General features: G+C 71.3%; 12 protein-coding genes and 1 rRNA gene. 2 read left to right on the top strand and 11 right to left on the bottom strand.

Annotated elements, in window-relative coordinates:
- Positions 1-129 precede the first annotated feature (129 nt).
- A 5S ribosomal RNA gene (gene rrf / locus AB0I06_RS19220) occupies positions 130-246 on the top strand.
- 61 nt (positions 247-307) lie between these two features.
- Here rrf and AB0I06_RS19215 read toward each other — a convergent pair.
- From AB0I06_RS19215 to AB0I06_RS19200, 4 genes are read right to left on the bottom strand one after another with little or no spacing between them, the layout of a single operon-like run.
- Complete coding sequence (locus AB0I06_RS19215; protein ID WP_363119994.1) at positions 308-979, bottom strand: response regulator transcription factor; 672 nt, start codon at positions 977-979, stop codon at positions 308-310.
- A complete protein-coding gene (locus tag AB0I06_RS19210) occupies positions 976-2,226 on the bottom strand; it encodes a histidine kinase (protein WP_363119993.1) in 1,251 nt (416 codons plus the stop codon). Before AB0I06_RS19210 ends, AB0I06_RS19215 begins: the two co-directional genes overlap by 4 nt.
- A 23-nt stretch (positions 2,227-2,249) precedes the next feature.
- Complete coding sequence (locus AB0I06_RS19205; RefSeq protein WP_363119992.1) at positions 2,250-3,029, bottom strand: ABC transporter permease; 780 nt, start codon at positions 3,027-3,029, stop codon at positions 2,250-2,252.
- A complete protein-coding gene (locus tag AB0I06_RS19200) occupies positions 3,026-3,946 on the bottom strand; it encodes an ABC transporter ATP-binding protein (RefSeq protein WP_363119991.1) in 921 nt (306 codons plus the stop codon). Before AB0I06_RS19200 ends, AB0I06_RS19205 begins: the two co-directional genes overlap by 4 nt.
- Before the next feature lie 92 nt (positions 3,947-4,038).
- Here AB0I06_RS19200 and AB0I06_RS19195 point away from each other — a divergent pair, with 92 nt between their 5' ends.
- Complete coding sequence (locus tag AB0I06_RS19195; protein WP_363119990.1) at positions 4,039-4,581, top strand: GNAT family N-acetyltransferase; 543 nt, start codon at positions 4,039-4,041, stop codon at positions 4,579-4,581.
- Between the two features lie 183 nt (positions 4,582-4,764).
- On the opposite strand, the gene AB0I06_RS19190 is transcribed toward AB0I06_RS19195, so the two are convergent.
- The 7 genes from AB0I06_RS19190 to AB0I06_RS19160 form a co-directional block, all read right to left on the bottom strand.
- Positions 4,765-6,279: a type IV secretory system conjugative DNA transfer family protein gene (locus tag AB0I06_RS19190; protein WP_363119989.1), complete on the bottom strand. Its 1,515-nt coding sequence runs from the start codon at positions 6,277-6,279 to the stop codon at positions 4,765-4,767.
- A 16-nt stretch (positions 6,280-6,295) separates the two neighbouring features.
- Complete coding sequence (locus AB0I06_RS19185; protein WP_363119988.1) at positions 6,296-7,705, bottom strand: ATP-binding protein; 1,410 nt, start codon at positions 7,703-7,705, stop codon at positions 6,296-6,298.
- A gap of 6 nt (positions 7,706-7,711) precedes the next feature.
- Positions 7,712-9,268 carry an SCO6880 family protein gene (locus AB0I06_RS19180; RefSeq protein WP_363119987.1) on the bottom strand — a complete coding sequence of 519 codons (1,557 nt, stop codon included), beginning with the start codon at positions 9,266-9,268 and terminating at the stop codon, positions 7,712-7,714.
- Positions 9,265-10,605: a hypothetical protein gene (locus AB0I06_RS19175; protein ID WP_363119986.1), complete on the bottom strand. Its 1,341-nt coding sequence runs from the start codon at positions 10,603-10,605 to the stop codon at positions 9,265-9,267. Before AB0I06_RS19175 ends, AB0I06_RS19180 begins: the two co-directional genes overlap by 4 nt.
- Positions 10,595-11,422 (bottom strand): hypothetical protein, encoded by an 828-nt coding sequence (locus AB0I06_RS19170; protein ID WP_363119985.1) that lies wholly within the window; start codon positions 11,420-11,422, stop codon positions 10,595-10,597. Before AB0I06_RS19170 ends, AB0I06_RS19175 begins: the two co-directional genes overlap by 11 nt.
- A gap of 215 nt (positions 11,423-11,637) precedes the next feature.
- Positions 11,638-11,946, bottom strand: coding sequence for a hypothetical protein (locus AB0I06_RS19165; RefSeq protein WP_003991275.1), 309 nt, complete (start codon positions 11,944-11,946; stop codon positions 11,638-11,640).
- A 479-nt stretch (positions 11,947-12,425) separates the two neighbouring features.
- Positions 12,426-13,712: a S53 family peptidase gene (locus AB0I06_RS19160; protein WP_363119984.1), complete on the bottom strand. Its 1,287-nt coding sequence runs from the start codon at positions 13,710-13,712 to the stop codon at positions 12,426-12,428.
- Positions 13,713-13,740: the final 28 nt, after the last annotated feature.

The following is a 13,740-nucleotide window of genomic DNA, read 5'->3' as shown; positions in this document are numbered from 1 at the left end:
AACGTGTGGAGTTGACCGGTACTAATAGGCCGAGGGCTTGTCCTCAGTTGCTCGCGTCCACTGTGTTGGTTCTGAAACCACGAACAGCCCCACGTGCCACACGTGGTGCGGCTGACAGTTTCATAGTGTTTCGGTGGTTATAGCGTAGGGGAAACGCCCGGTTACATTCCGAACCCGGAAGCTAAGCCTTACAGCGCCGATGGTACTGCAGGGGGGACCCTGTGGGAGAGTAGGACGCCGCCGAACAATTTTTAGGGAAACCCCCGCATCTTCGAATGCGGGGGTTTTCTGCGTTTCCGGACCCTTTTCACGACGGCTGAACCAGCTTTGTGTCATAGGCCAGGATGACCGCCTGGATGCGGTCCCGGGACCCCGTCTTCGCCAGGATGCGGCCCACATGGGTCTTCACCGTCGATTCGGCCAGATGGAGCCGCGTGGCTATCTCCGTGTTCGTCCAGCCCTGGCCGATGACCGTGAGGATTTCGCGCTCCCGGTCGGTGAGGGACGCCAGACGGGGGTCCTCCTCCTCGCCGTTCTCCGCGCCGGGGCGGGTGGGGAGGTGGTGGACGTAGGCGTCGAGGAGGCGGCGGGTCAGGCTGGGGGCGACCACCGCGTCGCCCGTGGCGACCGCGCGGATACCGGCGAGGAGTTCCTCTGGCTGGGCGTCCTTGACGAGGAAGCCGGAGGCGCCCGCGCGGAGGCCGGCGTAGGCGTACTCGTCCAGGTCGAACGTGGTGACGATCAGGATGCGGGTGCGGTCGCCGGCGGCGGTGATGCGGCGGGTCGCCTCGATGCCGTCGAGGCCGGGCATGCGGATGTCCATGAGGACGACATCGGGGTGGAGCTCGGCCGCCATGCGGACCGCTTCACTGCCGTTCGCCGCCTCGCCCACGACCGTCATGTCGTCCTGGCTCTCCAGCAGCATGCGGGAGCCGAAGCGTTGCAGTGGCTGGTCGTCGGCGATGAGGACCGTGGTCACTGGGGGGATTCCTCCGGGAGGTGTAGGCGGACACGCCAGCCCTGCTCCGGGTGGGGGCGAGGGCCGGCCTCAAGTGTGCCGCCGTACAAGGCGGTTCGCTCGCGCATTCCGGGTAGTCCGCGGCCGTCCCGGGAGGTTCCGCTTAGAGGGCCGCCCGCGCGCGTGCCTGTGTCCGTGATCGTGACGGTGACGGCGCCCTTCTCCTCGCAGGAGAGGGATATCTCCGCCGTGGCGTCGGGGCCGGCGTGTTTGAGGGTGTTGGTGAGGGCTTCCTGGATGACCCGGTAGACCGTGAGCTGGCGGCCCGGGGGGAGGGCCGGGCTGCCGTGGTTGGTGATGCCGACGGGGAGGCCGGCGGAGCGCACCCCGTCGAGGAGCCGGTCGAGGTCGGTGAGGCCGGGCTGGGGGGCCAGGTCGGCCTGGGGCTTGTCCTCCTCGCGCAGCACGTCGAGGAGACGGCGGAGTTCGGTGAGGGCCTGGCGGCTGGTGGTGGCGATGGCGTCGAGGGCCTGGGCGGCCCGTTCGGGCGACTTGGCGGCGGCGTACCGGCCGCCGTCGGCGAGGCCGGTGATGACGGAGAGGTTGTGTCCGATGATGTCGTGCATCTCGCGGGCGATGCGGGCGCGTTCGGCGGCGGTGGCGAGCTGGGCCTGCTGATCGCGTTCGGTCTCCAGGCGGCGGGCCCTGTCTTCGAGGGCCGCCGTGTAACTGCGGCGGGTGCGGACCGTGATGCCGATGAGGGCCGCCACCGCGGTGGACATCAGGTGCGATCCGATCTGCTGGTCCCAACTGCCCTCCCCGTGGCGGAGGGCGGAGACGAGGACCGGGGTCATCACTAAGGCCGTCGCCCACCACAGGCTGCGCAGGGGGCGGCGCAGGGCCAGGTGGTAGACGAGGACCAGCTGGAGCAGGGCCGCCTGGAGGGCGGCGCCGGTCCATGCGTCGACCAGGGTGAACGGGACCATGGCGGCGAGGGCAGCCGCGGGGTGGGTGCGGCGCCACAGGAGCGGGACCGAGAGGCCGAGGCTCAGGGTGAGGAGCAGCCAGCCGGGGAGGTCGAGCTGGTGGGCGTTGTGGCGCCAGCCGCCGCCGGCGTAGTCGATCAGGGCCGCGGTCACCCAGAAGCCGGTGAAGTGCAGGTCCCACAGCAGGGGGTGGCGCCGGTCGAAGGCGCGCGCCTTGTGGGTGAGGCGCTGGGCGTATTCGGTGAGGGGCTCCGGCGTCCGGTCTTGCGTCACGGGGTCCATCGTGAGGGATCCGGCGGCGGGCGTCATACGTCTCGGCGGCGCAGGACCAGGGCCGCCAGTGCCAGGGTCGTCGCGGTCCACAGGAGCATGGCCGACAGGGCCGCTCCCGGGGAGGTGGCTCCGGGCAGGGGCTGGGCCGTGGTGAGGGCTTCCAGGGCCCTGCCGGGGAAGTGGCGGACGGCGTCGTCGACGAGGGCGTACGGGAGCATGGCCAGGATCTCCGGGAGGATCATGACGAGGCCGATGAAGGCGCCGATGGCGGTGGGGACCGAGCGGAGCAGGGCGCCGAGGGCCAGGGCCAGCACGGCGAGGAGGGTGAGGCCGGCCGCGTTGCCCGCGAGGGCGCGCAGGACGCCCGGGTCGCCGAGGGAGGCGGACTGGTCGGTGCCGGAGAGGAAGAGCTGGGCCAGGGGGAAGGTCAGGAGGTTCGTCGCCAGGGTGAGGGGGAGGGCGACCGCGGCCAGGACGGCGGCCTTGGACCACAGCACGGGCAGGCGGCGCGGGACGGCGGTCATGGTGGAGCGGATCTGGCCGGTGGAGTACTCGCCCGCCGTGGCCAGGATGCCGAGCACCCCGAGGTTGATCTGGGCGAACTGGGTGCCGAGGAGGACGAAGACGACCGTGTCCAGGCCGCCTTCGCCCGTGCCGTCGTAGGCGGCGCCCAGGCCCGCGCCCATGGCGGTGGTGAGGGCGCTGGTGACGACGAGGGTGATCCAGGTGGAGCGCAGGGTCCAGAACTTGTGCCACTCGGAGCGCAGGACGCGGGCCGGGGTCACGCGGTGCGGGAGGGTCGCCGTGGTCATGCCGCTGCTCCTTGCGGGGTCGCCGGGTACTCCACCGCGTCGCGGGTGAGGTCCATGAAGGCCTCCTCCAGGGAGGCGGCGGAGGGGGTCAGTTCGTAGAGGGGGATGGCGTGGGCGGCTGCCGTGCGGCCGATGTGTTCGGCGTCGGTGCCGCGGATGTGGAGGGTGCCGGGGGTGTCGGTGGTGATGTCGACGCCGGGGGCGGTGAGGAGGCGTACGAGGGCCGGGGCCTGCGGGGTGACGACCTTGGTGGTGCCCGCGCCGGAGTGGTGGACGAAGTCGGTGACCGTGGTGTCGGCGAGGAGGCGGCCGCGGCCGATGATGACCAGGTGCTCGGCGGTGAGGGCCATCTCGCTCATCAGGTGGGAGGAGACGAGGATCGTGCGGCCTTCCGCCGCGAGGGATTTGAGGAGGGTGCGGATCCACAGGACGCCCTCCGGGTCGAGGCCGTTGACCGGTTCGTCGAGGATCAGCACGGCCGGGTCGCCGAGGAGGGCCGCGGCGATGCCGAGGCGCTGTCCCATGCCGAGGGAGAAGCCCTTGACGCGGCGGTGGGCCACGCCGGTCAGGCCGGTGAGGCCGAGGACGTGCTCGACGCGGGCGCGGGGGATGCCGTGGGTGAGGGCGAGGGCGCGCAGGTGGTGGTAGGCGGTGCGGCCGGGGTGCACCGAGCGGGCCTCCAGCAGGGCGCCGACCTCGGTGAGGGGTGCAGGGTGGGCGGCGTAGGAGCGGCCGCCGACGGTGGCGTGGCCGCGGGTGGGGGCGTCGAGGCCCAGGAGCATGCGCATGGTCGTGGACTTGCCGGCGCCGTTCGGGCCGAGGAAGCCGGTGACCGTCCCCGGGCGGACGGTGAAGGACAGGTCCGTGACGACCGTCCGGTCGCCGTAGCGCTTGGTGAGTTCGTGTGCCGTCAGCATGCTTCGATGCTCGTGGGCGCGGGGGCCGCGGGCGTCGGACCGGCGGGGTAATCGGGGTGAGGGGCGTCGTACCCGGGTACTACCGTGGCCGCATGAGCTATGTGATCCGGTCCGTGCGTGCTGATGAGTGGCCTGCGGCGAAGGAGCTGCGGCTCGCGGCGCTGCGGGATCCGGTGGCGCACCTGGCGTTCCTGGAGACGTACGAGGAGGCCGCTGCCCGGCCGGACTCCTACTGGCAGGAGCGGACGGCCGGGGCCGCCGAGGGGGCGGAGGCGCGGCAGCAGATCATCGCCGCGGGGCCGGACGGGCGGTGGGTGGCGACGCTGACCGTGCTCGTGGAGGAGCCCGGGACGACCGACTGGGCCGGTTTCCCGGTGGAGCGGAAGCAGGGGCATGTGGTCGGGGTGTTCGTACGGCCCGAGGAGCGGGGGAGCGGGCTGACCGAGGTGCTGTTCGACGCGGCCCTGGAGTGGGCGTGGGGGCGCGGTCTAGAGCGGGTGCGGCTCATCGTGCACGAGGAGAACGGGCGGGCGCAGCGGTTCTACCGGCGGGTGGGGTTCCTGCCGAGCGGGGTGACGGTGCCGTTGGGGGACGCGGGGGAGCGCGAGCTGGAGTTCGTCCTCGAGCGGGAGTGACGGCGTCTAGGTCGTGTCCGCAAAGTCCCTCCGTTCGCCCGGAGGGCGGGCCCTGCGGCGTCTGGTGCGTGCTCTCGGCGTGCCGGGTGCGGTCCCTCGTACTGGACGTACTTGGGGCTGCGGCCGGTGCGGCGAGAGTGCGTGCCAGGCGTCGCGGGGCAGGAGGGACTTTGCGGACACGACCTAGACGGGCAGTTCGTCGTGCGGCCAGCGGGCGCGGCCCTGTTCGCGGGACCGGAGCAGGGCCAGGGTCGGCATGCCCCGGTCCGCTCCGGTGGCCAGCAGCTCCGGGAGTTGGGGAAGCGGGGCCACGGCCGCGACGTCGTCCAGGACGAGCGTCATTGGTGGGTCGAGGCGACCGGCCGATGACCGTTCGGCCATGTGCCGGCCGCGCTCGACCACGCTCGAGACGAGGGCCGTCAGGAAGGGCATGGCGCCCGGGTGCGTCCTGGGGTCCTCGATGGATTCCCCCACCACGTAAAGCGTGCCCCCTTCGTGGACGAAGGAATCCAAGGCGAGGGCATCAGTTCGGTTGGGAGTGCACGCTTCGCGGATGTTGACCGTGGACAGGGCCGCGAGGGCGCGGGTGGTCAGCTGCTGGGCCATGTCGCGGCGTTCGGGGTGGGCCGTGAGGGCGCCTTCGAGTTCACCGGCGGAGCCGGGGGCGGCCTTGGGGCTGGTGCGCAGGATGCGCACGGCGTCCTGGATCTGGGTGCCCTGGGACCAGCGGTGGACGTGGCGGATGGTGCGGCCGTCGATGGCGGCGGCGTGCAGGTAGCTGCGCAGGAGTGTGGCCGCGGTGTCGGTGAGGGCCTGGTCGAGTTTGGCGGTGGGGCGTACGGGGGTGAGGAGGGCGGTGGCTCTGGCGGCCGCCGTGTCCTTGTCCTCGCAGCCGGCCGTGGGGGACCAGTGGAGGCGGGCCGGGGTGTCGCAGAGGTGGGCGGGGTCGTAGAGGTGGGTGGGCCCCAGTTTGGCTCGGGCGTCCTTGGTGTCCTGCCACAGGAGCGGGTTCGACGTGACGACGAGGGCGGGGCCTTCCGCGTCGCGCACGGCTTGGGCGGCGGTCGTGCGGCGGGTTTCCCTGGGCGCCACGAGGATCTTCTCCCGGGTCTCCGGCCGTTCCTGGCCGAACAGGGGCGCCGGGGGCGTGATGGGGGCGGTCGCTGCCGGAGCCGGATCGGTTGCCGTCCGGGGAGGGTGCGAGCGGGGCGTGGGCACCTCGTGTCGCGCCGTCGTGGGGCCGGGGTCCTGCGGCGGTGCCGGGGTCTCGTGCACGGCCGCCGCCGTCGGAGCCGGCTGCTGTTCCGCCGTCAGGATCCTCTCCTGCCGCCGTCGCGCCCGGACCGCGCGCCATCGGGCCAGGGTGCCCATGACGAACACCGTCAGGACGACCAGGATCATCAGCTGGCCGACGAACAGGCCCCAGAACAGGCCGTAGCCGGAGAGCTCGCCGGGGGGTGTGCCGGGCCAGGCGCCGGGGACGTCGTGGGGCTGGGCGATGAGGCCGCGCATGGCCAGTGGCGTCCGGGCGAAGGTGACGCCGGACGGCCAGTGGCCGTGGGCGAACAGGGCGGACAGGCCCGTGGCCGTCCACACCAGCACGGTCATGCCGAGGAGGAACGCGAGTATGCCGACCAGCAGGCCGTCCGGGATGCCTCCCTGGGGGCCGCGCTGGGTGGGGCGGTCGTCCGGTCTCACGCGTGCTCCCCTGTGCCTACGCCACCGTCGATTCGGAGTCGCCCAGGTGGTGCTCCACGAAGGCCGCGGCCCGTTCCTCCGCCTCGAGTTCGGCGGCGTGCAGGGCGTCGTCCGCAAGCTGGGCGGAGGACTCGGTCATCGCGCGGTCGGTGAAGACGAGCGGGCGTTCGGTCTCCGTGACCAGGTGTTTGACGACCTGGACGTTGCCGTTGACGTCCCAGACGGCGATGCCGGGGGTGAGCGTCGGGATGATCTCCACCGCCCACCTGGGCAGCCCCAGCACCCGTCCCGTCGCTCTGGCCTCGTCGGCCTTCTGGGCGTAGATCGTCCTGGTCGACGCCATCTTCAGGATCGCGGCGGCCTCCTTGGCCGCAGCGCCGTCGACGACGTCGGAGAGGTGGTGGACCACCGCCACGAACGACAGGCCCAGGCGCCGGCCGAACTTCAGCAGGCGCTGGAAGAGCTGGGCGACGAAGGGGCTGTTGATGATGTGCCAGGCCTCCTCGACCAGGAAGATGCGCTTCTTCCGGTCGGGGCGGATCCAGGTGTGCTCCAGCCACACGCCGACGATCGCCATGAGGATGGGCATGGCGATGGAGTTGCGGTCGATGTGGGACAGGTCGAAGACGATGAGCGGGGCGTCCAGGTCGATGCCGACCGTGGTGGGGCCGTCGAACATGCCGCGCAGGTCGCCGTCGACGAGGCGGTCCAGGACCAGGGCGACGTCGAGGCCCCAGGCGCGCACGTCGTCTATGGCGACGTTCATCGCCTCGGCCGACTCGGGCTCGGGGTGGCGCAGTTGCTCGACGATGTCGGTCAGGACCGGCTGGCGGTCGACGATGGTCTCGTTGACGTAGGCGTGGGCGACCTTGAGGGCGAAGCCGGAGCGTTCGTCCAGGCCGTGGCCCATGGCGACCTCGATGATCGTGCGGAGCAGCGCGAGCTGGCCCGTCGTGGTGATCGCGGGGTCGAGCGGGTTGAGGCGGATTCCCATGTCCAGGGCCGCCATCGGGTCCAGGCGGATGGGAGTTATGCCCAGCTCCTGGGCGATGAGGTTCCACTCGCCGACGCCGTCCTCGCCCTGGGCGTCCAGGACGACGACCTGGCGGTCCTTGAAGCGGAGCTGGCGCAGCACGTACGTCTTCTCCAGCGCCGACTTGCCGTTGCCGGACTCGCCGAGGACCAGCCAGTGCGGGGCCGGGAGCTGCTGGCCGTAGAGCTGGAAGGGGTCGTAGATGTAGCCCTTTCCGGAGTACACCTCGCGGCCGATGATGACGCCCGAGTCGCCGAGGCCGGGGGCGGCGGTCGGGAGGTAGACGGCCTGGGCCTGGCCCGTGGACGTGCGCACCGGGAGCCGGGTCGTCTCGACCTTCCCGAAGAGGAAGGACGTGAAGGCCTCGGTGAGGACGGACAGCGGATCCCGCATCAGGTCCTACCTCCGGATGCCGGTGGCGAAGGGAAGGGTGTTCACGAAGGCGCGGTGGTGCTCGCGGTCGCACCATTCGAGCTTGAGGTACGACTTTCCGGCCGAGGCCCTTATCGTGCGCTTGTCGCGGGCGAGGGCGTCGGGGGAGCGGGAGCTGACGGTGATGTAGCCGACGAGGTTGACGCCCGCGGCGCCGCTGGCGAGGTCCTCGCCGCGCTGGTCGAGCCGGGAGTGGGCGGCCACGTCACGGGGGTCGACGGTGCGGTTCATCTTGGCGGCGCGGGACGCCTCGGCCTCGTCGTTGGTCTTCTCGGTGAGCATGCGCTCGATGGCGACCTCGGTGGGTTCGAGGTCCATGGTGACGGCGACCGTGCGGATGACGTCCGGGGTGTGGACGAGCAGCGGGGCGAGGAAGTTGACGCCGACGGGGGTCATCGGCCACTCCTTGACCCAGGCGGTGGCGTGGCACCAGGGGGCGCGGGTGGAGGACTCGCGGGTCTTGGCCTGGAGGTAGGTGGGCTCCATGGCGTCCAGTTCGGCCGGCCAGGCGTTGCGCTTGGTCATCGCCTGGATGTGGTCGATGGGGTGGTCCGGGTCGTACATGGAGTGGATCAGCGAGGACAGCCGGCTCTGGCCGAGGGGCTGGCGGACGCGGATGTCGGCCTCCTGGAGGCGCGAGCAGATGTCGGTGAGCTCGCGGGCCATGACGACGGCGAGTCCGGCGTCGCGGTCGACCTTGCCGCCGTGGGCGCGGGCGGCGCGGGCCATGGCGTTGGCCTCGGCGGCGAGGTCGCGGGTGTAGTGCATGCAGGCGACGAGGTAGGCGCGGTGCTGCTCGCTGCTGGTGGACACCATCGACTGGAGCTGGTCGTAGGACTCCTGGAGCCACGGCAGGGCCTTGTCGTCGCCGCGGACGGCGACGTCCTTGGCGTGGGCGTCCGGGTCGGCCGGGAGGGTGCGGGCCAGCATCTGGAGGCGGGTGACGAAGCCGTCGCCGTTGGCCACGTGCTTGAGCAGGGTGCCGAAGCGGTCGACGAGGGCCTCCTGGTCCTCGCTGTCGCGCAGGCCGACGCCCGGGCCCTCGATCTCGATGGCGGCGGTGACGGTCTTGCGGTCGGCGTGCAGGAGCACGGCGATCTCGTCGGGTCCGAAGGGGGCGGCCAGCCAGGTGATGCGGCCGATGCCGGGGGGCGGGCCGATCTCCACCTCGCGGCCGTCCAGCCGGGTGCCGGCCTCGATGACGGCGGAGCGGTAGGCGGTGCCCCGCTTCAGGGTGCGCTTGTAGCTGCGGTTGATCTCGAACCACTTGTAGAAGGTGCGGTGCTTGTAGGGCACGTACACCGCGGCCAGCGCCAGCATCGGGAACCCGGCGAGCAGCACGATGCGCAGGGACAGCACCGGGACGAGGAGCCCGCACATCATGCCGAGGAACGCGCCCACGACGATCAGGGCGATCTCACCGGTCTCGCGGTTGCGGCCGATGATCGCGTTCGGCCGGGCGCGGCCGATCAGATATGTCCGGCGGGGCGTGACCGGATGGGACACGTGGGACTCGGTCGTCAACGCCCTTCACCTCCCGTGCGATTGGTACTGCTGTTGCGGGTGTTGCTGGCGTGGGGAGTGTTGACGGGGCTGCTCGAACGGGGGGCGGGTGCGGCGGAGGGGACAGATCCGCCGCCGCCGTTCGAGGGGCGCCCGCTGTGCGCGGCGACTCCGCCGGATGCGGGGTTGCTGGGGCGGGGGGCGGAGGACTGGCTGCCTCCGCCGTTGTGGTCGGCGCGGGTGCTGTGGGTCTTGATGCCCTGCGCGACCAGGGAGGCCGGGGAGCTGATGACCGCGGCGGCCTTGCTCTCGGCGCCCTGCATGAGGCGGTTGTTGCGGGAGCCGGCGATCTCGTCGCCGAAGCCGGGGACGAAGCGGTAGATCATCGCGCTGGCGAAGATGGCGAGCAGGATGATGGCGAGGCCGGAGACGACGGCGGAGAAGGCGTTCGGGCCGTCGTCGGCGGAGAGCGCGCCGGCCAGGCCGAGGACGATGACGATGACCGGCTTGATGAGGATGACCGCGATCATGATGCCGGCCCAGCGGCGGACGTGGCCCCACAGGTTCTTGTCGACGAGACCGGCGTAGACGACGGTGCCGAGGAGGGCGCCGACGTAGAGGAGCGCGGCCCTGATGACGAGCTCCAGCCAGAGGACGCCGGCGGCGAGGATGCTGACCAGGGAGACCACGATCAGCATGATCGGGCCGCCGCCGATGTCCTCGCCCTTCTTGAGGGCCTCGGAGAAGGTGCCGAAGAAGGCGTCGGTCTGGTCGCCGGTGGCTTTGGCGAGGACCTCGGTGACGCCGTCGGTCGCCGATACGACGGTGTAGAGGATCAGCGGGGTGAAGGCGGAGGCGAGGACGGTCAGCCAGAGGAAGCCGATGGCCTCCGACAGGGCGGTGGTCAGGGGTACGCCGCGCACGGCTCGCTTGGCGACGGCGAGCAGCCAGAGCAGGAGCGTGAGGATCGTCGACGCGGCGAAGACGACGGCGTACTGCTGGAGGAACTTGGGGTTGGTGAAGTCGACGTTGGCGGTCTCCTTCACGGCGTCGCTGAGCTTGTCGACGGTCCAGGAGGCGGCGTCGGCGCAGCCCTTGGCCAGGGAGGAGAGGGGGTCGAGGGTGGAGGTGGGGTCGAGCCGGGAGGTCCCGCTCCCCCCGCCACTGCCGGTGTCGCCCTCACAGATCTCTCTGGCCCTGCCCGAGAGCAGGCCGCAGTTGTCGTTGCTGGGGCTGGGGCTGGGGCTGGGCGACGGTGTGGGGGCGGCGATCGCCCGGGTGGCGAACAGGACCATGGCGGTCTGCACGGCGGTGAGGGTTGCGGCGACCTTGACCGCGCGGCGCGGGCTACCGGGCATACGTGAACCCTCCGAACTCCTGGACGGCCTTCGAGATGTCGTCTGACGTCGACACCCTGTTGTCGCCGTTGACCGGCGCGGGGCCTTCCTTCTGGGAGAAGCTGTCGACTTTCCAGTCGCCGTCGGTCCAGCGCAGCTGGAGGGTCATGGTGAACCAGTCGTTGGCGACCGGGCTCTGTGAGCTCGCTCCCGCCATCCCGAACACGCCGGTGCACCACACGTCGACGGTGGCGGTGCTGCCCGACCAGTCGGTGACCTTGGTGCCGACCGGCATGGTGCGGGAGACGTAGGTGCTGCCCTTGGGTGCCTCGCCGTTCTCGTCCAGGCCGACCTTCTCCAGGAACGCCTTGCTGTACACCCGGTCGAGGTTTCTCTCCAGCTCGGAGACCTTGTCGGCGTCGAACACCTGACGGACGATCTCGGGTCGCCGCGCGGGCTTGAGGATGTCGGCCGAGACGAGCACGACGGCGTAGTTCGCCGCGGCGCTCTCCGCTCCCTCCTGGTCCTGGGCGAACCCCGACGGGATGCCGGCGGCCGACTTGGATGTGACGGGGCGTTTGCCGGACGGGGCCGTCGCCGAGGTCTCCGGCTTGCCCGAGGAACCGTCCGCCGAAGAGGACGGGTCACCGTCCCCCCGGTTCGCGAAGGCGATCGCTGCGATCAGGAGGACCACCACGCCCACCACCGTGACCAGGCTGCGGGACGAGCCGCGGCGGCGGGGCTCGCCGAAGGCGTCGCCGGATTCGGGCAGGCGGGTCCGGGTCTGGCCCGTGCCCGCGTAGCCACCGGAGGACTCGTGGTCGTCACCCAGACTCATGCCGCGTACGCCCCCTCGACGTCGTGCGGAAACACTTCGTACCGGTCGTACTTCTCATACTCCCCGTACGACGGTAGCCGTGCTGGTTCCCGCGCGGGCGCGGTGTGGTGACTCGACATCAGGGAAACGCAACCTCAGCCGGTGGGCACGACGGGCGGGTGGGATGGAGAGGGAGAAGGAGCCGGGCGTGACCGGCCGGGCGGACGGTGCCCCGGCTACACGGCCATGCCGTACACGATGGTGAACAGCGTGCCGAGCGAGCCGATGATGAAGACGCCTGTCAGGCCCGCGATGATGAGGCCCTTGCCCTGCTCCGCGCTGAAGGTGTCGCGCAGTGCGGTGGCTCCGATGCGCTGCTTGGCGGCGCCCCAGATGGCGATGCCGAGGCACAGCAGGATGGCCACCGCCATCACGACCTCGATCATCACCTTCGCCTCGTTGCCCAGGCTGCCGAAGGGGCCCCAGTCCGGAGCGATCCCGCCGATGATGGTGTTGATGTCACCCTTGTCGGCCGCAAAGAGCATGTAAGTCACCGCCCCTGTTGGGTAGTTCCGCATCCTCTGCGGTCATGCAGAGGTCAGGCCTCATTCTCGCCGACAATGATGCTGTCGTATGTCGACTTGGCGTCATTGATTGGCGGGTTCCGTACGAATACCTTGCCACCGATCCGCGCCGGGCCCTAGGGGAGGCGACGGGCGGTGTGCGAAGGATCGTATGGTCACTCTGTGTATCACGGCAGGTCACGCCGGGCAATGAGGCCTGAGCGGAACCTGGTGTGTGGTTCCGTCGTTGTGCCCTCTTGCGGCCTTTCTCACCTTTACCGGCTGTTTTCTGACGGCCGGTCGGGTGAGTGGTCGCCCCGGTGTTCCCCGGGTGAAGGCTACCTGGCAAGGCGAACGGGCCGCGGCTGGGTTGCCGCGGCCCGTTCGTCCTCGGCCGGTTCCCGGGGCCCCACGGCCCCGGGCGGCCGCACTCGGTGACGTTCTGTCACGAGCGGGAGGCGTCAGCCGGTGAAGGCGACCAGCCCCTTCGGGGTGCCCAGACCGGTCGGGCCGTCGTAGCCCGTCCGGGCGGTGCAGAAGTAGGCGGTGGCGCAGCTTCCGTTGCTGCCGCTGGTGACGTCGTTCAGGGCGGTGGTGTTCGCGTAGGGGAACTTCGCCGGGTAGGAGCCGCTGGACGGGGTGCCCGCGAGGGCGTAGACGGCCGCGATGATCGGGGCGGAGGCGCTGGTGCCGCCGTAGGTGGCCCAGCCCTGGCCGTCGGCGCCGTAGGTGTCGTAGACGGAGACGCCGGTGGCCGGGTCGGCGACGGCCGAGACGTCGGCGATCATGCGCCGGGCGCAGCCGGTGTCGGTCTGCCAGGCGGGCTTGGTGTCGTAGGCGGAGCAGCCGGAGCCGGTGCCTTCCGTGCTGCTGGTCCGCCAGACGCTCTCGGTCCAGCCGCGGGTGGTGGAGGAGGGGGTGAGGGCGGTGCCGCCGACGGCCGTCACGTACCTGGAGGCCGCCGGGTACTCGGCGCCGTAGCCCGCGTCGCCCGCGCTGACGGTGATGGCGACGCCCGGGTGGTCGAAGTAGGCGGAGTCGTACGAGGCGTCGGAGGAGGACTCGCCGCCGCCGTAGCTGTTGGAGACGTACTTGGCGCCCAGGGCGACGGCCTCGTTGACGGCGGTGCCGAGGTTGGTCATGGACGCGGACTTGGCCTCGACCAGGGTGATGCGGCAGTTCGGGCAGACGGCGCTCGCCATGTCGAGGTCGAGGGAGATCTCGCCGGCCCAGCCGCTGTCGGGTGCGGGCAGGGCGGTGGTGGAGCCGGTCTGGCTCACCTTCTTGAAGCAGCCGTTCGCGGTGGTGCAGGCGGGCAGGCCGTAGTGCGAGCGGTAGGCGGCGAGGTCGGACTCGGCGTCGGGGTCGTCGTAGGCGTCGACGATGGCGATGGTTCGGCCGGAGCCGTTGCCGGCGGCGGAGGTCAGGCCGTAGGCGCTGCGCAGGTCGGAGGGCCCGTAGCCGGACGGGGAGGTGGCCTCGGCGGCCTTGGCCGATATGCCGTGCTGTCGCTGGAAGGCGGTGCGGCCGCCCGTGACGCGCAGGGCGTTACAGGCCATCTCGTCGGTGTGGCGGGGCAGGGCGCAGGAGCGGGTCCAGGTCACCTGGGAGGAGGTGCTCGTGTCCGCGGCCTGGGCGTGGGCGGCGGTGGTGAGGCCGGTGAGCAGGAGTGCGGCGGCGGCGGTGGCGGCGGACGCCGTCCGGCGCCATCTGCGGCGGGGGGCGGGGGAGTCGGTGGGTGTGCGCAAGGTACAGCCTCCTGGCAGTGGTGGGGCA

Origin of the sequence: Streptomyces sp. NPDC050674 (genome assembly GCF_040654575.1) — a bacterium.
Classification (GTDB): domain Bacteria; phylum Actinomycetota; class Actinomycetes; order Streptomycetales; family Streptomycetaceae; genus Streptomyces.
Note: the sequence above shows the minus strand (reverse complement) of the source record. Positions and strands in the feature narration are given on the sequence as shown.

Excerpts from the sequence above, each read along its gene's own strand:
- AB0I06_RS19195 (WP_363119990.1), top strand. The coding sequence starts at position 4,039 with ATGAGCTATGTGATCCGGTCCGTGCGTGCTGATGAGTGGCCTGCGGCG.
- AB0I06_RS19185 (WP_363119988.1), bottom strand. The coding sequence starts at position 7,705 with ATGCGGGATCCGCTGTCCGTCCTCACCGAGGCCTTCACGTCCTTCCTC.
- AB0I06_RS19175 (WP_363119986.1), bottom strand. The coding sequence starts at position 10,605 with ATGCCCGGTAGCCCGCGCCGCGCGGTCAAGGTCGCCGCAACCCTCACC.
- AB0I06_RS19170 (WP_363119985.1), bottom strand. The coding sequence starts at position 11,422 with ATGAGTCTGGGTGACGACCACGAGTCCTCCGGTGGCTACGCGGGCACG.
- AB0I06_RS19200 (WP_363119991.1), bottom strand. The coding sequence starts at position 3,946 with ATGCTGACGGCACACGAACTCACCAAGCGCTACGGCGACCGGACGGTC.
- AB0I06_RS19210 (WP_363119993.1), bottom strand. The coding sequence starts at position 2,226 with ATGGACCCCGTGACGCAAGACCGGACGCCGGAGCCCCTCACCGAATAC.
- AB0I06_RS19205 (WP_363119992.1), bottom strand. The coding sequence starts at position 3,029 with ATGACCACGGCGACCCTCCCGCACCGCGTGACCCCGGCCCGCGTCCTG.
- AB0I06_RS19165 (WP_003991275.1), bottom strand. The coding sequence starts at position 11,946 with ATGCTCTTTGCGGCCGACAAGGGTGACATCAACACCATCATCGGCGGG.